General features: G+C 69.3%; 11 protein-coding genes and 1 pseudogene. All 12 read right to left on the minus strand.

All coding sequences use genetic code 11. The annotated features are described in order from the left end of the window. Positions 1-343: 343 nt before the first annotated feature. On the minus strand, positions 344-559 hold the full coding sequence (locus QE454_RS01875; RefSeq protein WP_210072347.1) for a hypothetical protein: 216 nt from the start codon (positions 557-559) through the stop codon (positions 344-346). A 178-nt stretch (positions 560-737) separates the two neighbouring features. Further along, positions 738-1,931 (minus strand): elongation factor Tu, encoded by a 1,194-nt coding sequence (gene tuf, locus QE454_RS01880; RefSeq protein WP_056226238.1) that lies wholly within the window; start codon positions 1,929-1,931, stop codon positions 738-740. 161 nt (positions 1,932-2,092) lie between these two features. Continuing rightward, positions 2,093-4,207, minus strand: a complete 2,115-nt coding sequence (fusA, locus tag QE454_RS01885; RefSeq protein WP_210072348.1) for an elongation factor G — start codon at positions 4,205-4,207, stop codon at positions 2,093-2,095. An 86-nt stretch (positions 4,208-4,293) separates the two neighbouring features. Then, positions 4,294-4,765, minus strand: a pseudogene (gene rpsG / locus QE454_RS01890) (30S ribosomal protein S7). 5 nt (positions 4,766-4,770) lie between these two features. Further along, positions 4,771-5,139 (minus strand): 30S ribosomal protein S12, encoded by a 369-nt coding sequence (gene rpsL, locus QE454_RS01895; protein WP_013584051.1) that lies wholly within the window; start codon positions 5,137-5,139, stop codon positions 4,771-4,773. Positions 5,140-5,493: 354 nt separating this feature from the next. Beyond that, positions 5,494-6,423, minus strand: coding sequence for a hypothetical protein (locus QE454_RS01900; RefSeq protein ID WP_309668501.1), 930 nt, complete (start codon positions 6,421-6,423; stop codon positions 5,494-5,496). Beyond that, on the minus strand, positions 6,420-7,982 hold the full coding sequence (locus QE454_RS01905; RefSeq protein ID WP_210072350.1) for a DUF5684 domain-containing protein: 1,563 nt from the start codon (positions 7,980-7,982) through the stop codon (positions 6,420-6,422). The genes QE454_RS01900 and QE454_RS01905 overlap by 4 nt, the downstream gene beginning before the upstream one ends. Continuing rightward, positions 7,979-10,489, minus strand: a complete 2,511-nt coding sequence (locus QE454_RS01910) for a transglutaminase domain-containing protein (protein WP_210072351.1) — start codon at positions 10,487-10,489, stop codon at positions 7,979-7,981. The genes QE454_RS01905 and QE454_RS01910 overlap by 4 nt, the downstream gene beginning before the upstream one ends. Beyond that, positions 10,486-11,862 (minus strand): DUF58 domain-containing protein, encoded by a 1,377-nt coding sequence (locus QE454_RS01915; protein ID WP_307458649.1) that lies wholly within the window; start codon positions 11,860-11,862, stop codon positions 10,486-10,488. The genes QE454_RS01910 and QE454_RS01915 overlap by 4 nt, the downstream gene beginning before the upstream one ends. Before the next feature lie 46 nt (positions 11,863-11,908). Next, positions 11,909-12,874: a MoxR family ATPase gene (locus QE454_RS01920; RefSeq protein WP_103206788.1), complete on the minus strand. Its 966-nt coding sequence runs from the start codon at positions 12,872-12,874 to the stop codon at positions 11,909-11,911. 49 nt (positions 12,875-12,923) lie between these two features. Further along, entirely contained in the window at positions 12,924-18,875 is a 5,952-nt protein-coding gene (locus tag QE454_RS01925; protein ID WP_307458646.1) for an Ig-like domain-containing protein, read from the minus strand. Then, complete coding sequence (locus tag QE454_RS01930; RefSeq protein WP_267786091.1) at positions 18,872-20,008, minus strand: serine/threonine-protein kinase; 1,137 nt, start codon at positions 20,006-20,008, stop codon at positions 18,872-18,874. Before QE454_RS01930 ends, QE454_RS01925 begins: the two co-directional genes overlap by 4 nt. Positions 20,009-20,097 lie beyond the last annotated feature (89 nt).

A 20,097-nucleotide genomic window follows, 5' to 3' on the forward strand; every position in this document is an offset into this window, starting at 1 on the left:
GGATGCTGCACCCTGTTCAGCTGTCAAACCGGAAGACTCGGCATCCGGCCCGCCCCTCGCACGCACGCGCACGAATCCCACAAGGGGATGAAGGGGTTTCGGTGTGTGTTCTGCTGCCCGCGGCCCAGGACCCTGCGCTCTCGCGCCGCCTGTGCACTGCCCTGACAGTGATCCTGGCGCGCGCCGAGCGCGCACCGGAATGTGGAACTGGACTAGTCTACGTACGCCCCGGGCATGTCGCAAACCCGGGCGTGTCGCGCGCGGCTGATCCTCAGCAAACCCCCCCCGACAGCAGCGGCGCCGCCCCCGAAACAGGGAGCGGCGCCGATGACTTCGCCTCTGGTCACGCGTTCCCGATGTGCTTGTCCACGTTCGCGCGCGTCTCGTCGACCTTCGCGTGGTGTTCCGCCGGAACGATCTTCTTGATCGCGTCGGCCGCTCCGTCGAGCACCTTGTCGCTGACCTCTTCGGCCTTCTCGCTCTTGAGCGCCTCTTCGATCTTGTCGCGGTTCTCGTCGAGGAGCTTCTTGCCCTTGGCGATGATGTCGTCCACTCCCATGTGCGTCTCCTTCGCAGACTCGGTCGGCTGGCACGCCGACCCCGGTTCGATTCTGACCGCGGGGTACCGGCAACCGAAACCCCCGCGGGCGTCAGGTGCGACTGGTGTAGAGCACATCCGGGAACGACAAAGGCCGGGCCCGAAGGCCCGGCCTGTGCCGAGTGAAGTCTGGAAGGACTTACTTGAGGATCTTGGTGACGGTACCGGCACCGACGGTGCGGCCACCCTCACGGATCGCGTAGCCGAGGCCCTCTTCCATGGCGATCGGCTGGATGAGCTCGACCGACATCTCCGTGGTGTCACCGGGCATGACCATCTCGGTGCCCTCGGGCAGCGTGATGACGCCGGTCACGTCGGTGGTGCGGAAGTAGAACTGCGGGCGGTAGTTCGTGAAGAACGGGTTGTGGCGGCCGCCCTCTTCCTTGGACAGGATGTACGCCGTGCCCTCGAAGTTGGTGTGCGGGGTGACCGAACCGGGCTTGACGACGACCTGGCCGCGCTCGACGTCGTCACGCTTGGTGCCGCGAAGGAGCAGACCGCAGTTCTCGCCGGCCCAGGCCTCGTCGAGCTGCTTGTGGAACATCTCGATACCCGTGACCGTGGTCTTCTGCGTCGGGCGGATGCCGACGATCTCGACCTCGGAGTTGATCGCGAGGGTACCGCGCTCGGCGCGGCCGGTGACGACCGTGCCACGACCGGTGATCGTGAAGACGTCCTCGATGGGCATGAGGAAGGGCTTGTCCTTGTCACGCACCGGGTCGGGGATCGACTCGTCGACGGCTTCCATGAGCTCGACGATGGCGTTGACCCACTGCTCGTCGCCCTCGAGAGCCTTCAGGCCCGAGACGCGAACGACGGGGGCGTTGTCGCCGTCGAAGTCCTGCGACGACAGCAGCTCGCGAACCTCGAGCTCGACGAGCTCCAGGATCTCCTCGTCGTCGACCATGTCGCTCTTGTTCAGCGCGACGAGCAGGTAGGGAACGCCGACCTGCTTGGCGAGCAGAACGTGCTCACGGGTCTGAGCCATCGGACCGTCGGTGGCGGCGACCACGAGGATCGCGCCGTCCATCTGAGCGGCACCGGTGATCATGTTCTTGATGTAGTCGGCGTGACCGGGCGCGTCGACGTGAGCGTAGTGACGCTTCGGGGTCTCGTACTCGACGTGCGAGATGTTGATCGTGATACCGCGCTGACGCTCTTCCGGCGCCGAGTCGATCGACGCGAAGTCACGCTGAACGTTGGTGGCCGACGGGAACTTGTCGGCGAGCACCTTCGAGATGGCAGCGGTGAGCGTGGTCTTGCCGTGGTCGACGTGACCGATCGTTCCGATGTTCACGTGCGGCTTGGTCCGCTCGAACTTGGCCTTAGCCACTGGGTCCTCCTCAGGACGTTGGTTGCGAGGTCTCGGGCACTGGATTGCGACCGGTTCTTCGCGGGGATGGTTCTCAGATTACTAGAGAGTCGGTATTCAGTTTGAGCGGATGCCGGGAACCTGAGCAGAACCCGGGGTTCCCGGCATCCGTGAGAGCGGTTTTACTCGCCCTTGTTCTTCTGGATGATCTCGTCGGCGACAGCCTTCGGGACATCGGCGTAGCTGTCGAACTCCATGGAGTAGACGGCACGGCCAGAGGTCTTCGAGCGCAGGTCGCCGATGTAGCCGAACATCTCGGACAGCGGCACGTTGGCCCGGACGACCTTGACGCCGGCGGCGTCCTCCATCGACTGGATCTGGCCACGACGCGAGTTCAGGTCGCCGATGACGTCGCCCATGTACTCCTCGGGAGTACGGACCTCGACGGCCATGATCGGCTCGAGGATCGTGGGGTTCGCCTTGCGGACGGCCTCTTTGAAGCCCATCGAGCCGGCGATCTTGAACGCCATTTCGGACGAGTCGACGTCGTGCGAAGCACCGTCGAGGAGGATCGCCTTGACGCCCACCATGGGGTAGCCGGCGAGCACGCCGACGTTCATGGCGTCCTGGAAGCCCTGGTCGGTCGGCGAGATGTACTCGCGCGGGATACGACCACCGGTGACCTTGTTCTCGAACTCGTAGGTCTTGTCGGCCGTGACCTCGAGAGGCTCGATCGCGAACTGGATCTTCGCGAACTGACCCGAACCACCGGTCTGCTTCTTGTGGGTGTAGTCGTGACGCTCGACCGACTTGCGGATGGTCTCGCGGTACGCCACCTGGGGCTTTCCGACGTTGGCCTCGACCTTGAACTCGCGCTTCATGCGGTCGACCAGGATGTCGAGGTGGAGCTCGCCCATGCCCTTGATGACGGTCTGACCGGTCTCGGAGTTCTGCTCGACGCGGAACGTCGGGTCCTCTTCGGCGAGCTTCTGGATGGCGACACCCAGCTTCTCCTGGTCGGCCTTGGTCTTGGGCTCGATGGCGACCTCGATGACCGGCTCCGGGAACGTCATCGATTCGAGGACGACCTGGTTCTGCGGGTCGCAGAGGGTGTCACCGGTGGTGGTGTCCTTCAGACCGATGACCGCGTAGATGTGGCCAGCGGTGACGGAGTCGACCGGCATCTCCTTGTTGGCGTGCATCTGGAAGATCTTCCCGATGCGCTCCTTCTTGCCCTTGGTCGCGTTGACGACCTGAGCACCGGAGTCGAGGTGACCCGAGTACACGCGGATGTACGTGAGTCGACCGAAGAACGGGTGCGTCACGATCTTGAACGCGAGAGCCGCGAAGGGCTCCTCACGGTCGGCGTGGCGCTCGATGACGATCTCTTCGTCCTTGGGGTCGTGCGCCTCGATGGCGGGCACGTCCAGGGGCGAGGGCAGGTAGTCCACGACCGCGTCGAGCATCGGCTGCACGCCGCGGTTCTTGAACGCCGAACCGCAGAGCACCGGGTAGAGCTCCGAGTTGATCGTCATCTTGCGGATGGCGCCCTTGATCTCGGCGACCGTGAGCTCCTCACCGCCGAAGAACTTCTCGAGGAGGGCGTCGTCGGACTCGGCGACGGTCTCCAGGAGCTGCTGGCGGTACTCGGCGGCCTTGTCGGCGAGGTCGGCCGGGATCTCCTGGATCTCGTACTTCGCACCCATGGTCACGTCACCCTTGGCGTCGCCGGGCCAGACCAGTGCGCGCATCTCGACCAGGTCGATGACGCCGACGAAGTCGTTCTCGGCACCGATGGGCAGCTGGATGACCAGCGGCTTCGCCTTCAGGCGGTTGACGATGGTGTCGACCGTGAAGTAGAAGTCGGCGCCCAGCTTGTCCATCTTGTTGACGAAGCAGATGCGGGGGACGTCGTACTTGTCAGCCTGACGCCACACCGTCTCGGACTGGGGCTCGACGCCCTCCTTGCCGTCGAAGACGGCGACCGCGCCATCGAGCACGCGCAGCGAGCGCTCGACCTCGACCGTGAAGTCGACGTGGCCGGGGGTGTCGATGATGTTGATCTGGTTCTTGTCCCAGAAGCAGGTCACAGCAGCGGAGGTGATCGTGATGCCACGCTCCTGCTCCTGCTCCATCCAGTCGGTCGTAGCCGCACCATCGTGCGTCTCGCCGATCTTGTGGTTGACGCCCGTGTAGAACAGGATGCGCTCGGTCGTCGTGGTCTTGCCGGCATCGATGTGGGCCATGATGCCGATGTTGCGGACCTTATGAAGGTCGGTGAGCACGTCTTGTGCCACGGGTGTCTTCCTTACCTGTTGGGAGGTTGATGCCGGGCCCATCGGAGGGTCCGCGACCGGGGTCGGTCACGGGCCCTCCGCGGGTTTTACCAGCGGTAGTGCGCGAAGGCGCGGTTCGACTCGGCCATCTTGTGGGTGTCCTCGCGGCGCTTGACCGCGGCACCGAGGCCGTTCGAGGCGTCGAGGATCTCGTTCTGCAGACGCTCGGTCATCGTCTTCTCACGACGACCCTTGGCGTAGCTCACGAGCCAGCGCAGCGCGAGGGTGTTCGCGCGGTGCGGCTTGACCTCGACGGGAACCTGGTAGGTCGAGCCACCGACGCGGCGGCTCTTGACCTCGAGGGTGGGACGGACGTTGTCGAGCGCCTTCTTCAGCGTGGCGACGGCGTCCTGGCTGTTCTTCGCCTCGACACCCTTGAGGGCGTCGTAGACGATCGACTCGGCGATGGACTTCTTGCCGTCGACGAGGATCTTGTTGACCAGCTGGGTGACGACGGGAGCGCCGTAAAACCGGGTCGTTGACGACGGGACGCTTCGGGGCAGGACCCTTACGAGGCATGTTTCTCAGCCCTTCTTCGCGCCGTAGCGGCTACGAGCCTGCTTACGGTTCTTGACAGCCTGGGTGTCGAGCGCACCGCGGACGATCTTGTAACGGACACCGGGGAGGTCCTTGACGCGACCACCGCGGACGAGCACGAGCGAGTGCTCCTGCAGGTTGTGGCCCTCGCCGGGGATGTAAGCGGTGACCTCGGTGCCGTTGCGCAGCTTCACGCGGGCGACCTTGCGCATCGCCGAGTTCGGCTTCTTGGGGGTCGTGGTGTACACGCGGGTGCACACGCCGGCCTGCTGGGGGTTCGACTTCAGCGCGGGAGCCTTGGTCTTCGAGACCTTCGGCGAGCGGCCCTTGCGAACCAACTGCTGAATGGTTGGCACGTTCTCTCCTTGATTGGCTGGGCGTTCCTCGCGGTGACGCCCAGGGTGCTGCACGGTGACAGCGTCGTGTCTCCCCCGTCATGTCGCTCATCTTGCGATTCGTGACGTGTCGGGCTCACGTGTGATCCACCGCGCGACAGAATGATCTAGCGCGATTCGTGGTGGATATGCCGTGGGGGCGACCTGTTCGCAGGCCGATCCCTGAGATGGTGCGAGCGTTGATCCGAGCGACTCACCCGAGGGCACGACGCACGGCGCGCGTGAACGCACACCCGGTCAATGATACGCGTTCCCCGGGACGCGGGCAAACGTGTGCGGGACCGGTCACTGGGAGTCTCCCGGATGCCGCGTTCGTCATCCGAGCAGCAGCAGCGCTGCCCCGATGGCCGACGCGACGAGCACGACGACGATCACCGCCACGAGCACGATCACGCGGGCCGCGCCCCGGCGCGCCCGGGGGCGAACCGCCGCGGCATCCTCGGATGACGGAGCGCGGACGACGCGGGCACGCTCGACGCGTGCGGGCCCCTCGTGACGGGCGCCGTACGACTCGCGGCTCAGCGTCTCGGGGACGCGTGCTTGCCGGACGGCTCCCTCTCCGACGGGGCCGTCTGCGGCCTCGGCGACTTCTCGGCGACGGCGGCGGGAACCCGATGCCGTGTCGTCGTCTGGCACCGGGACGGGCCGTGCGCGCGTGGCCTCGTCGACGGCGGGTTCCGCCGAAGGCCGGCGGCGGGTGGTCTCGTCGACCTCGGTGCCCCCTCCCCCGCCCGCGGGACGTCGACGGGTCTCTTCGTCAGGGGCGGGGGTGGCGAGCGTGGTGGTCGGAACGGGGGGCGCCGCGCTCCGAGGAGCGGTCGTACCCAGCTCCTCGTCGAAGAAGACTTCTGCCACCGGTGCCCCCGCGGGCATCGGGCGGGAGGAGACGGCACCGTCGTGAGGCGTGTCGATGCGTGAGATCACGGTCTCGTCGTCGGGGACTTCGACCCGGGAAAGCAACGTGTCGTCCTCCGGCACGATACGACGCGAGATCACCGTCTCGTCCGCGGGAGCCTCGGCCCCGGAGCGCAGCGTATCGTCCTCCGGCACGATACGACGCGAGATCACCGTCTCGTCCGCGGGAGCGTCGGTCGCGGACACGGTCTCGTCGTCCGCAGCGTCCCGGCGCGTCAGGATCGTCTCATCGTCGTCCTCGACGGCGGGCGGCGTCGGCCAGGCCCGCAGGCGACCCGCCCAGAGGGTCACCTCGTCGGGATCCTCGGCGCGGTCGTACGGGCCGCTCACGCGTCGCTCCGCGAGAGGCGCACCTCCGCGTCACCGAGGAAGAAGCGCTCACCGGCTTCGATCTCCTCGCCGGGAGGCGCCTCGACCTCGGTGCCCATGAGCGTGGCGAACAGCACGCCGTTCGTGGAGTGCAGGTCGGTGACGTACCAGGTGTCACCGCGAAGCTCGAGTCGCGCGTGGGTCTTCGAGACCGTTCGCGTCTCGTCCGAGATCGGGACGAGCTGCGCGTCGGGGTATGCGGAGTCGGGCCCCGGGCGGCGCCCCAGGATGACGACCGCAGAGGTGAGGTCGATCGGCGTCCCGCTCGGAGGAACGAGCGCCCACGGAATGCGTTTGCGCCGTGTGACGACGGTTCGGTCGAGAGCATCGAAGTCCTCATCGGCCGCGACCGAGGGGACCTCGGGCTGCGTGTAGAGCGCGGACACCGAGGTGCGGGCGGAGCGCGGGGAGCCGGCATCCGGCGCCTCTGCCACGGCGGAGACCGCCTCGGACAACTCGGGGAACTCGTCGATGGACGCTGCCACCGAGGGACGGGGAGCCGGAACGGCCTCGGGCGCAGGCCGGGTGAGGGGCACATCCGCTATGGGCGCGGGACCGGGATCCGCCGTCGTGCGACGCGGTGGGTTCGCCCAGGGCGCGACGACGTCGGAATCCTCCTCGGCGTCCTCGGCGGGCGGCTCGGAGGACGCCCGCGCCTCGGGGGCTGCAGGGGGCGCCACGGGAGGCGCCCAGATCGGTGCGGGAGCCGCCGCGGAGGGCGCGTCGAGAACGTGGGGGCGCGGGGGCTCCGACGCAGCGGGCGCAGCGGGACGGTGGTCGTCCTCGGGGGACCCGTCGCGGAGGGCGTCGAGCACGGCGAAGACCGAGGTGGCCGGAGCGACATCCCGTGACTCGGCGCGATGCTCTTCGTCCGCCCGGGCCCGCTCGGGGGCGGCAGGCGGGACGTGCGCCGGAGGAGCCCAGTCGCTCGCCGAGGGCACGGCGTCCGCGAGCGAGGGGGAGGGCGCGGCGAAGGGGACGGCGACCGGCGCGGAAACGGGCGCGAGCGGCGGGAGGGGGGCGGCGGCATCCGGAGAGGAGTGCTCGGGAACCTGCTCGGGTGTCCATCCGCCGATCAGCGGCACATAGGGACCCTCGTAGTCCTTGCCGCGTCGGACGGGCGCGGAGTTCTCGTCGAGAAGTGCGGTGCGGCGTTCCCCGTGCCAGCGCGCGGAGCCGAAGCCCAGGATGCTCGCCCACACGACCGGGAAGAGGGCGCCCACGACGGTGAGACCCGCCCCGACGCCGAAGCCGGTGTTGATGCGGTGGATCGCGACGATGAACACCGCGACGAAGGCGACGAAGCCGAAGATCGGAACGAGGTTCAGCAGGACCAGCCACGGTGAGAACCCGCCGGCTTTGAGCACGGTCGCCACGTTCAGGACCGGAACCCAGGCCTTCCAGGCGGGTTCGCCGATCTTGCGGAAGAGCGCCGCGAGGGCGATCGCGAGCCAGACGTACAGCACGACGACGAGAGCGAACGAGGTCGCCCCGAGAACCACCATGGTCGAATCGGTCATGTCGTGTCGCGGTCCACCAGGGCGGTGGAGCGCTTCCCCCTCTCGTCGCGGTGCGGCGACCCCCGCCGCGAGGGGCGTGGGGCGAGGAACCGCAGGAACGATCTCAACGATACGGCCGCGCGCAGGCGCAGCCAGAAACCCCGCTGACGGGCCAGCGCGCGTCGTTCTTCGTCGACGATGCTCCAGAAGGCCCCGACCTCGTCGGGGTCGACGTCCTCGGACGAGAACACCGCGCGGTCCGCTCCATCCGCCAGGACGGTCCCGGACGCAGTGGCGAAGGCCTCGGCCACCTCGCGTCGGGTCGGTGCGCGCGGAACGGTACGTCCCGCGTCGATCCCCGCATCGACGTACTCGTCCCAGCCTCCGGCGATCGCCGAACGGGGATCCGGATCCCGGCGACGTCCACGGCGGCGGAGAGCCTTGGCGATCACGACGGCGAGGAAGGGGCCGAAGAGGACGAGCAGGATCAGCAGCGAGATGCCCGCGATACGCAGGCTCGCCCACAGCCAAGCCAGGTCTACGCCGTCGTCGACGCGCGGATCGTCGTTGGTGGAGTTGTCCTCCTGCACCGGCTCGGGAGGCACGACCTCCTCGACGGTATCGGGGCGGACCTCGGTGACGTTCTCGGGATCCTGCTGCTGGGTGACCTCGAGGCTCGGCGACTGCTCCCACTGGGGGGTCACATCGACGGGCGCCCACCGCCCGTCGGAACCCTGAACCTCCGTCCACGCCGTCAGGTCGCGCGCCCGGCACTCCCCCGACTCGCACGTGGCGAGGTTCGGATCGCTGGAGACCAGCCGCGTCCCCACCACCACACGGGCGGGGAAGCCCAGCTCGTGAGCGATCAGGGCCGTGGCGACGGCGAACTGCTCATCGTCGCCGACGGCCGCGACGAAGTTGCCCGAGGCGGCGGCACGGGGGTCGTCCTCTCGCTCGAGCAACCGCTCGAACATGCGGTCGATGCGCGCCAGCGAGTGACCGGAGGCACTGGGTTGCAGCTGGTAGCCCGACAGGGCGGAGGCCCACTTCGGCGTCGGCCCTCCCTCCGGCGCCAGGCTGTGGCTGAGGTATCCGCGCTGGCGGAGCATCTGAACGAGGCTCTGGAGCGCCGCCCCGTCGTTGCCGGTCGCGTGCTCCTGAACCCAGCGGCGAAGGTTGTCGCCGCCCGCGACCCCGTCGCCCGCACCGGGCGGGGTCATCGAGGCGAGGTCGACGGGGGCGGGCTCGACGGCGTCGAGCCGGTAGCGGTCACCCGCGACGAGTCCGCCGTCGGCGGTCTGCACTCCCGCGTCGGCGTCGGAGCTGTAGTAGAAGCGGTCGGCGAGGACGCCACGACGGTCCCCCTCGAACGTCGCCGAAGCGAGGCTGCCGGCCGTCGGCATCCAGATGCCCCCGAGATCGACGATCTCGATGTCCGCCTCGACGGGGCGTCCCTCCCCCGCATCCCGCGTCGACGGCAGGCGCACGAAGCCTGCACCCTCGTCACCCGACGCGCGGAAGATCTCGCCGTCGTAGGTGTCGAGGGTGGCGATCCGGATGCGATCGGGCTCGGCACCCGTACCGCCGACCCGGAAGAGCACCTCGTCTGATCGCGCGTCGGAGAACATCGAGCGGTACTGCGAGAGCGGGCTCACGGCCTCGGCGATCAGCCGCTCGGGCCCCGCCGCCGATCGGAGCACCTGACGGTCGGCGTTCCGAGCGGCCGCGGGCACGACGGCGACGGTGACGGCCACGGCGACGAGGAGCATCGCCGCGCCGAGCACCAGCCTGCGGCGATCCGCCCGCGAACGGCCCGGCGCGACGGGAACGGCCGAGACGTCGCTCGCCCGGCGCAGGGCGCGTCCGCGTTCGTCCTGCGCGCGCCACGCCAACCACAGCACCGCTGTCAGGAGAGCGCCGATCCCGATGGCGGTCTCTGCGGGGGCCGGGAGGTCGACCGGCCCGATCGACAGGGGCGCGCTCGTCGACGCGCGTCCGAAGAACAGCCCGAAGCCGGTCATGCCGAGACCGCCGACGACCGCGAACGGCGCCCAGCGATCGCCCCGGATGGCGAGAGCGGCGGTGACGGCCGTGCCGACGAGGAAGATCACGAGCGCGGGGATCAGCAGGTTGCGGTAGGCCCCGACCGGCAGATCGACGGTGACGAGGTCTTTCCACGCGACGACGACCCCGGCGAAGGACTCCCCGAGCCCGCGCAGGACGTCGAGGGGAGACGTCAGACGCGACGGAACGGCGAGCGGTACCGCCAAGACGGTGAAGGCCCCCAGCAGACTCGCGGCGAGGGTCCAGCCGCTCCACCGGCGCCACGACACGACGCCGACGACGGCACCCGCGACCACGACCGAGACGATCACGAGCAGAAGGAAAGACCACGACGCGTAGACCGGCCACGCGGCAATGGTGGCGAGCACGACGGATACCGCCGTGTAGATGGCGGCGGCCGCGTACCGCGGCAGGTTGGTCTCGCGGCGACGGGCTGTCGCGCGCGAGCTCCGACGATCGCTCATGAGGTCGCTCCCCGGACCAGGAGACCCGAGAGGTCGTCGAGGGTGCCGATCGTCAGCACCGTCAGTCCCGCGATGTTCTGCATCCTCGGGTGAGCGCGCTCGTCGCAGATGACGGCGGCGACCGCGGTGTCGGCGGGGAAGGCGAGGGCAGCCTGACGCAGGCGGGTGAGAGGGACGGTCGCGCCGACGACCACGAACGCGATCGAGAGGCGTTCGTTCGCCTCGGATGCCAGACGGCAGACGTCTTCGACGGGCATCGTGTTCTCGTGTCGATCGATGGCGCTGAAGCCGTCGAGCATCGTGCGCGGTGCGACGACCGGGATGTGACGGATCGCGCGCAGGCGCCCCTTGACGACCCGCGGGATCTCCGACCCCGTGACGATGTCGATGTCGCGCGCGTCGCGGACGGCGCGCAGACCGAGCGAGGCTGCGGCCGAGACGGCGAGCTCGTACTCGTCGGCATCCGTGTACTCCTGTGTCGCCGCGGCGAGCACGACGGCCATGCGCGAGCGTCGGGATTCCTCGTACTGCCGCACCATGAGTCGACCCGTCTTGGCCGTCGACTTCCAGTGCACCTGCCGGCGCGAGTCGCCGGGGACGTACTCGCGGATCGCGTGGAAGGACATGTCCGCATCGACGAGGCGGCGGGTGGCGTTGCCCTCGAGGTCGCGGACGAGACCGGCGCTCGTGGAGGGGAGCCCCACCGTGCGAGGGTGCACGAAGAGATCGTGGACGTCGTCGAAGGCGTGCTCGCGCCGGAGGAGCCCCACCGGGTCGCTGCGCACCGTCGTCACGGGGCCGACGCGGACGACGCCGCGCGGTAGCGGCGGGATCTCGAGCGGCTCGGCGGAGCTCTGCCCGGGGCGGAGGAACGGCACCCCGAACTCCACGAGGCCACGACCCACGGGGATGTCGAGGCGACCGGGCAGGGCGGGTCGCGAACTCTCGTTGCGCACGACGATCTCGCCCGTGACGCCGTTGCCCGCCGTCACGCGCTCGTGATCGAGGGCCAGGTCGACCTCGTACGCCCGAGCACCGAAGAGGAAGGGCACGCTCATGACCAGCAGCAGCAGGGCCGCGCTTCCGGCGACCATCCACTCGACCCACCCGAACAGCACACCGAAGAGCAGGCCGATGGTCGCGGCGACCACGACCACCGCTCCCGCGGGGCGTACCGTTCTGCCGGCCCATCTCACGGCGGCGGAGATGGCCTCGGTCGTGACACGCCACCATTCGGCGACCTGGACCACCGCGCGCACGATGCGACGTTGTCGACGCACCGCGGTCGAGGTGACGGAGGTGCGCGAACCGGTCGCCATGGTGCCCGCGGAGGTCCGCGTGAGACGCGACTCGGTCAGATTCAGATCGGGCACGGCTCACCCCCCGAGCGGGGCGCGGCGGCCACGGGACGAAGCATCGTCAGGCGCTCTCGCGCTGCGAGGGCGGCTGGGTGTCGAGCAGGACCTGGCCGATGACGGCCTCCTGGGTGACACCGTCGAACTCGGCCTCGGGGTGCAGGATGAGGCGATGCGCCAGCACGGCGACGGCGAGAGCCTTGACGTCGTCGGGCGTCGCGTAGGTGCGCCCCTGCGACGCCGCGCGAGCGCGGGTGGCTCGCGTGAGGGCGAGAGCCCCACGGATGCTCACACCGAGGCGGACCTCATCGGCCGTGCGGGTGGCATCCACGAGACGGGCGATGTAGTCGAGGACGAGGGCGTCCACGTAGACGGATGCCGCGAGGTCGGCCATCCCGACGAGGGCCTGAGGCGTGATGATCGCACGCAGTTCCGCCGTGGCCACCGGCGCTCCGTCGAGGATCCGGACGGTCGCCGCGTGGTCGGGATAGCCGAGGGAGGTGCGCAGCAGGAAGCGGTCGAGCTGAGCCTCGGGGAGACGGTAGGTGCCGGCCTGCTCGACGGGGTTCTGCGTGGCCAGCACGAGGAAGGGCACACCGACCTCTCGCGAGACGCCGTCGATGGTGACCTTGCCCTCTTCCATGACCTCCAGCAGAGCCGACTGCGTCTTCGGGCTCGCACGGTTGATCTCGTCGGCGAGGACGATGTTGGCGAAGATCGGGCCGGTGTGGAACTCGAAGGTTCCCGTCTTCTGGTCGTACACGGTGATGCCCGTGATGTCGCCCGGAAGCAGATCGGGGGTGAACTGGATGCGCGTGTTGGTGCCCTGGACGGACGACGCGACGGCGCGGGCGAGCGAGGTCTTGCCGGTACCCGGGACGTCCTCGAGCAGGACGTGGCCGTCGCTGAGCATGGCGGTGAGCACCAGCTCGACCACGTGCCGCTTGCCGAGGACGGCGCGCTCGACGTTGTCGGCGATCTGCGAGAAGGTCTGGGAGAACCAGGTGGCCTGCTCCTGGGTGATCGTCATGTCGGAATCCTTCGGTGGGCGAGAGCGGGAAAGGGGCTGCCGGGAGGGCTCAGGACGAGGGGTTCGTTGTCGGGGTGCCGGGCTTGCACTCGCCGCCGAAGTCGTCGGACGCGGAGTCGAGGTTCCACCCCTGAGCGGACCAGTCGACGGTGACGCGGATGCGATCGACACGGGTGGCGCCCACCGGAACGTCCGTCGCGGCTGCGCCTTCGGCCCGCGGCAACTGGGCGTTGTTCTTGTCGAAGTAGCGCGCGTTGTCGTAGTTGAAGGTGATCTTGGCTTTGTCGTTGCTCGACGAGCCACTGGCGCTGAGCGTCTTGCCGCCCTCGCAGCTCGCGACCTTCCACGAAGCCTGCACCTGGTAGGGCGCGCTGCCGCTCGCAGGTGTCACGGGGGCGTACTCCGACTGAGTCCCCCAGACGTCGTGCTGGAAGTAGACCTGGATCCTGGGGTCGCTGTCGAAGATCGAAGGGTTCGGCCAGTTGACGTACTTGACGCTGTTGTACCGCGGGGGCGGATTGCCTTCGTTGATACGGTCGACGCGCCAGCGTGCGGTGTTGTCGTCGCCGATGTCGGCCCTCGACCCGACGCGGAAGGTGTAGCCCTTGGGGGCCGCCTTGCTCTGCTCGGCGTTGATCTGCTTGTCCTGGCTCACCGATCCGTAGGCGCGGCCGTTGAACCACGACTCGGCGCACATGGTGAACGTGTAGGTCTCGCCGTCGCCGAGGGTCGTGAACTTCTGGGTGTCGCCGCCGCTACGGGGGACGCAGGGAAGACCCTTCTGGACGATGTTGAAGCGCACCTCGGAATCGGTGCCGTTCTGCTGCGCGGTCGCATGGGCATCCACGGTCGACGTGCCGTTGCCGTTCGACGTCGAGGTCAGCGTGAGGTTCGGATTGGTCGGTGCACCGACGCCGTGCGCGGTGCCGGTGTACACGTTTCCGGCCGTCGCACCGCCGAGCCCCGGAGGCACGGTGAAGCGGGAGATCGGCGTGACGGTGACCTGCGTCGCCGCATTCGAGCCGACGCGGAACCGCGCCACCTGCACGACGTCCTGGTTGCGTCCGACGCTCACCTGGATCTTGTCGCCCGCGGCGCTGGCGATCTCGAGCGTGCCGGTCTCAGCGCTGTCGACGTCCTTGATGACGAGGTCGGCGAGGTTTCCCTCTCCCCCGGTCTGCGTGGGCGTGAAATCCATTCCCTTCGGGGCGTTCGGGGGTCGGTACGCCCATCCGGTCGTACGCACGGCCATCTTGGATTCGCCGACGCTGTTCACCGCGTTCACGACGTATTCGCGCTGCTCACCGTTGGGCGCCGAGATGGGCGGGCAGCTGCCGTCGGCGCCGCACTGGCCCACGACAGCGCCGTTGTAGCGCACCGTGAAGCCCGAGATGGCGGGATAGGCGCGTCGCGCCTCGCCGGGGTCGACGCGGAGCGTGACCGAGCCGTCGGCGTACGCCGTCTGGCGCACGCTCCCCGGCGGGCGCGGGAATCCGAGCAGGTCGAGCACGACGCGCGCGTCGCGCGTCGAGGCCGTCGTGCGGCCCTGCGCGTCGCGGAGCGTGACACTCGCGCTACAGGTGGCACCGGGAGCATCGTCGCTCCACGAAGCCACCACGCTCGAGGTCGAGGCCACGCCGAAGGTGACGCCGGCGCACGCCGCGGTCGGTCGCACGTCGACGACCTCGAGGGGCGTGCGCGGCAGCGGGTTGACCTCGCCGCTGGTTCCGATCACATCGATCGAACAGCTGGTTCCGCTGGCTTGAGAACACTGGCGCGAGGTCGTCCCACCCTGCGGCAGGGTGGACGGAGCCGCGCCCACACGCAGCACGAGTCGCGCCGGAGCGACCGCGTTGTGGCTGGTGACCGAGATGATCGCGGCATTCTCGGTGCCCGGCACCGAACGGTCGTTACCGGTGACCGTGACGATCGACCCGTCCAGCGAGACGCTGAAGGCGGATCCGCCGTAATCGAGGGCGTAGCGGATGCCGTTCCAATCCTCGCGCCCGAGCTGCCAGCTGGTCATGTTGCGCAGATCGAACGTGGCGGTCTCACCCGGGCCGACAGTCAGGGCGGCGGGCTTGAGCTCGGGCTGCGGATCGCGGGCGACGATGCCGATGGGAACGGAGACCACCGTCCACTCCTCGGTGCCCGCGATGCGCACCGGCACCTGGCACGCGTCGGTGTAGGGGGATCCGGCTCCGGCGTCGTAACGAACGGTCGTCCCCGACACCGAGCACCGGCCCTCGGCGCGGACGCCCGTCGCGGACACGTCGGTCCCCACCTCGAGGGTGGCTCGGCGCGGGAGGGCGACGAGGTTCGCCATGTCGAAGTCGACCGACGCCAACTCGTCGACGCGCTGCGCTGCGCCCGGGCGCAGCGAGAGGCTGAGATCGTCGTCTCCGGGGACACGCAGGAAGGCGTACGTGGTCACGTCGGTGTCGCCCACGCGGCCGGTGACGGCGAACGGGATGACACGACGAGTGGCGGGCAGGGTGCCCGAGATCTGCCGGCCGCTCAGAGTGACGTCGGTGGGCTGGCCCCACAGCGACACGCCGAGGTCGGCGACTTCTCCGCCGGACCACGTGGCTTTGCCCGCGAGCACGTCGATACCGGTCGTGAAATCGTCACGGTTCTCGACGGTCAGCACGGTGTCGGTGACGACCGGGTAGTCGGGGACGTTCTCGCGCACGACCTTGACGACGATGAGTCCGCGGCCCGTGTTACCCGAGTCGGATGCCACGTCGTAGAGGAACGACATCGTTCCCGGCTGTTCGCCGGCTTCGATCACCACGCCGGTGTCGGACACCGAGTCGATGTAGCCCTTCAAGCGCGCGTACTCGGGGTTGTCGCTCTCGTCCACGAGCTTCTCGGGCAGGTCGGGACGTACACCGGTGAGGGTGAGGCGGCCCTGCGTGGGGTCGATGTCGTTGGCCAAGGGGCTCACACGGATCGTGCGATCGACGCCGGCCTGGACCTGCACGTAGTCGGTGAAGGTGATGGGGCTGGGGTTCGCCTCGGCGTCCAGCACACCGATGCGAACGGTGCCCTCGCCCGTTGCGCCCGAGGAATCGGACACGCGGTAACGGAACGAGACCTGGCCGCGGTCACCGGGCACCGACGAGTACAGGATGCTGGAGCCGTCGGCGGAGATGGATGCCGTACCCCTGTTCGGCTGCGCGACGATCCTGTCGAGCGTGACGGCGTCGCCGTCGGGGTCGACACCGAACCCATGGAAGTCGATCGAGGTGGTGCCGCCGCTGAGAACCCGTCCCTCGAGGGTGTCGGGCAGCGGCGCGCGGTTGGCCTCTCCGCCCAGGACGGTGATGTGCACCGTCGCTTCGTCCCACAGGGCGGGAGTACCCGTCGTGTAGACGCGGTACGTCACTTCGTACGAGCCCGCCGTGGTGGGGGCGAGGTAGCGGAGCACACCCCCGGAGGTGAAGGCGAGGGCATCGCTCGCCGGTTGGGTCTGCACGCTCGAAGGATCGAGGGTCGGGCGTCCCCCCGCGGGCGAGATGTCGTTGTCCAGGACGGGGATGTCGATCTGAGCTCCGACGCGGACCGTGACGTTGTCGTCCACCGCGATCGGGGCGATCTCGGGCGCGGGCGGCAGGAGGTACACCGTCGCCTCGCCGGCCACGCGCGAACCCTCGTCGTCCGTCCCGTCGCTCACCGTGTAGGCGACGGTTCCGAGCAGCCCGGCCGAGCCGTCGGCGGTGCTTCCCGACACGCGCAGGTCGTTCTGGCCCACGGTGTCCACCGTGAGCGAGGCGCCCTCTTGGGCGTTCGCCGCCACGTCGCTGAGCAGCAGCACACGGCCGGTCGGGTTGGACACGGCGCTGAAGACGTCGAGCGTCGCGTCTTCCTGCGGCCGGACGAAGGCCACCACCGGCGAGGTCGCGAGCTGGGCGGGAGCGTCGGCGGGAAGTAGCGTGATCCGCGCCGTGCCCGTCGCGTCGCGGCCACCGCCGTTGACCGTGAAGTCGACGCGATACACGCCGGGCTGGTTCGCCGCGAAGTCGAAGGTGGTGGTGCCGCCGACGGCCGTCGCCGTGGCCGCCGCGTCGTCGAGGACGCGCACCGAGGTGAGGCTGACGTTTCCGGCCGTGCCCGTCACGTGCGGGCCCACATCGACCGCGACGGTGGATCCGACGGTGTCGATCTTCGCGAACGACTGCACCGCGAGCGTGGGGTCGGGTGCCACCCGGATCACGAGGGGTTTCGTCGTCACCGCGCCCCGGGTGTCGGCGACCGTGACGTCGAGCTGGATGTTCTGCTCGCCGCCGGAGCCGTCGTCGGCGTGCTGGTAGACCACGTCACCGCCGGGCGTCGCGGCGACCGTGCCGACGCCGCCGGGGTTGTCGACCGAGAGCAGCAGCAGCGGGTCGCCGTCGGGGTCCACCCAGCCGGGGAGCACGGGGACCGTGATCGTGCCGCCGCGGGCGACCTCAGGGGTCGGCCACGGCTGCAGGCACTTGTCGACGCCGCACCAGACGGGCGCCGCGTTGGACTGCGAAGGCGAGACCGTGAGCGTCACCGTGGCCGGCGCAGAATTGAGCCCGTCGGCGGCGGTGCCGTCGGTCACGGCGTACGAGAACGTCGCGCTGCCGGTCGCGCCCGGAGCGACCCGCACCGCGAGACGCTGACCGGAATCGGTGACGGTGAGGCTGCCGAAACCCGGATCGAGGCCGGTGACGCTCTCGGAGATGATGCTGAGGACGTCCTCGTTGGGGTCGTGATCGTTCAGAAGGACGGGCAGCGTCGTGAGCCGACCGGGCCGGACCCCGAACGCGTCGGGCTCGGCGATGGGCGGCTTGGGGTCGAGCACCACGCTGAGCTTCTCGTCGCTTTGGACAGCCGTCTGCTCGGTGCGATCGTCGAGCGACCAGTTCTGGCTCGAAGCGACGAGCGCACCGTCGGGAACGGTCCACACCCAGCCCGTGCGCGTCTCGTTGAGGATCACCGCGTGATCGGTGGCCACGAAGACCGGTCGACGCTGGTCGGGCATGGTCGCCCCGCCGTAATCGAGATTCGTCTCGCCCTGGTCGGAGCGCCAGAGCGTTCCGCGCGCATCACCGGGAAGGAGCCAGGCGGCGTAGGCGACACCCTGGTGCGAGAGGGGGCGCGCGGGCTGACCGAGCACGTTGCCGCCGCCGCCGACCTCGCGCCTCGGCTCGGAGCCGTCGGCAGGGATGCTCCAGAGCGACTGGTCGTCCGCCACGTACACCGCGCGCGCGTCGGCGTCGGCGTCGGCCACCACGAGCTGGTCCGCCGCCTCGATGGTGACGGGATCCTCTCCGCGCACCCACACGCGTCCGGCGTCGGCATCGACGAGGACCCAGGTGTCTCCGGCGGCGGACAGCACGGGTGCGGCCACGTCCGCGTCGAGGGCGTCCCGCCCCCGCAGTTCGTCTGCCTCGATGTCGTAACGAATGACGGAGCCGTCGGCGGACGAGTACGCGAAGAGCATGCCGCGGGCGTCGAGGGCGATGGCATCCGCGGTGTACGAGGGGGCGTTCTCGTCCTGTGAGGTGTCGAAGGGGTCGAGCTCGGTGGGCTTCTGCCCCGCCTGGCTCAGTCGGCTCGCGAACAGGGTGCCCGTGTCGGTGCGATAGACCGCGTAGTCGCCCGCCGTGGCCACGGAGGTCGTGCCCGGCGGCGTGTCGGGGGCGGCCTCGAGCTGGTCCTCGGAGAGATCGACGGGCTGCGCCTCGTTGATGCGGGTGAGCTTGCTGAAGCTGTCCGTGAAGAGGTAGGCGCCGTCACCGCTCTGCGCGACCTGGCTGGGGTTGCCGGCGGTGCGCACCGTGTCGAGCTCGCCGACGGTGGTGTTCACGCGTGCGTAGCGCTGACCGTCGCCGGTCTGCAGTGCCCACACCGACGTGTCGACCTCGGGGGTCTGCTGGGCGTCGAGCCCGGGCCACACGATGCTCGCGGTGATGACCAGTGCCCCTGCGGCCAGGGTCGAGGCCAGACCCACGATGGTCCTGCGCTTCATCGGAGCACCCCCGTCGCGAACAGCGCCGCCACGACGACGGCTCCGGCGGTCACGAGGGTGGCCGACGCCAGTATCCACGGCAGTGCCCTGGATCCGCTCGAGACCGGTGTGGCGATGTCGGTGTCTTCGTCTCGGACGTAGCCCGCCATGCCGGACGTTCCACGGAGCTTGCGCGCACCCTCGCGCTCGATGCGCGACCGCGCGGGACCGCGAAGGGTTCCGTCGGAGAAATCGACCGATCGAGCAGCCGGCGCCCACTCCGCGGCGGGCACCTCGAGCGGCGTCGCGGGCAGGCCGCTCTCGACCTGCACCGCTTGAACGGCCTCGCCGAACTCGCGCGCGCTGGCGTAACGGTCGGCCGGGTTGCGCGACATCGACTTCGCGAGCACCGCCTGCAGCGAGGCCGGGACATCGCTGCGGGAGATGTCGGTGTACGTGGCGCGCGCGATCCGGCGGCGCAACTGCTCGCGCGAGTTCTGCCCCTTCTCGCGTCGCTCGAACGGGCTCTGTCCCGCGAGCAGTGAGTAGATCGTGGCGCCCAGGCTCCACACCTCGCTCGACACGGTACCCGCGGTCTGTTCGGCGACGACCTCGGGCGCACTCCACGGCACCGACATGGCGAGCATCTCGTCTGCTCCCTGTCGCACGAGGGAGGAGGAGATCCCGAAGTCGGCGAGCACCGGCGCCCCGAACGTCGTCACGAGGATGTTGCTGGGCTTCACGTCACGGTGGATGAGCCCGGCGTGGTGCGCCGACTCGAGGGCTCCCGACATGCGGACGCCGATCGACAGCACTTCGGCGACGGGGATGCGCTCGACGCGGTATCGCTGCGCGAGGGACCCCGGGCAGAACTCCATGACGATGTACGGTCGGCCATCGGCCGAGATCCCGGCCTGGTAGACGGTGACGATGGACGGGTGCGCCGACAGGTGCGCGAGAACGTCGGCCTCGGCGTTGAACATGCGCAACAGGTCGGCGTCGCGCACGTCGCTCGGGAGCACCTTGACCGCGACGTCACGACGCGGCATGTCCTGCCCGTACAGGAAGACATCGGCGAACCCGCCCGACCCCAAGGGCCGTATGTACGCCAGGCCCGGAAGAATGGGCGGCGAAGACGGCAGACGCTGCGGCATCGAGCCCCCTCCCCCGTGAGATTGTTCCGCGACTCGATAAGCGGACAACCCGTTGATGCTAACAAAAGCGCGGCACCTCACCGTGCCCG

Source organism: Microbacterium sp. SORGH_AS_0454, from assembly GCF_031453395.1.
GTDB lineage: Bacteria > Actinomycetota > Actinomycetes > Actinomycetales > Microbacteriaceae > Microbacterium.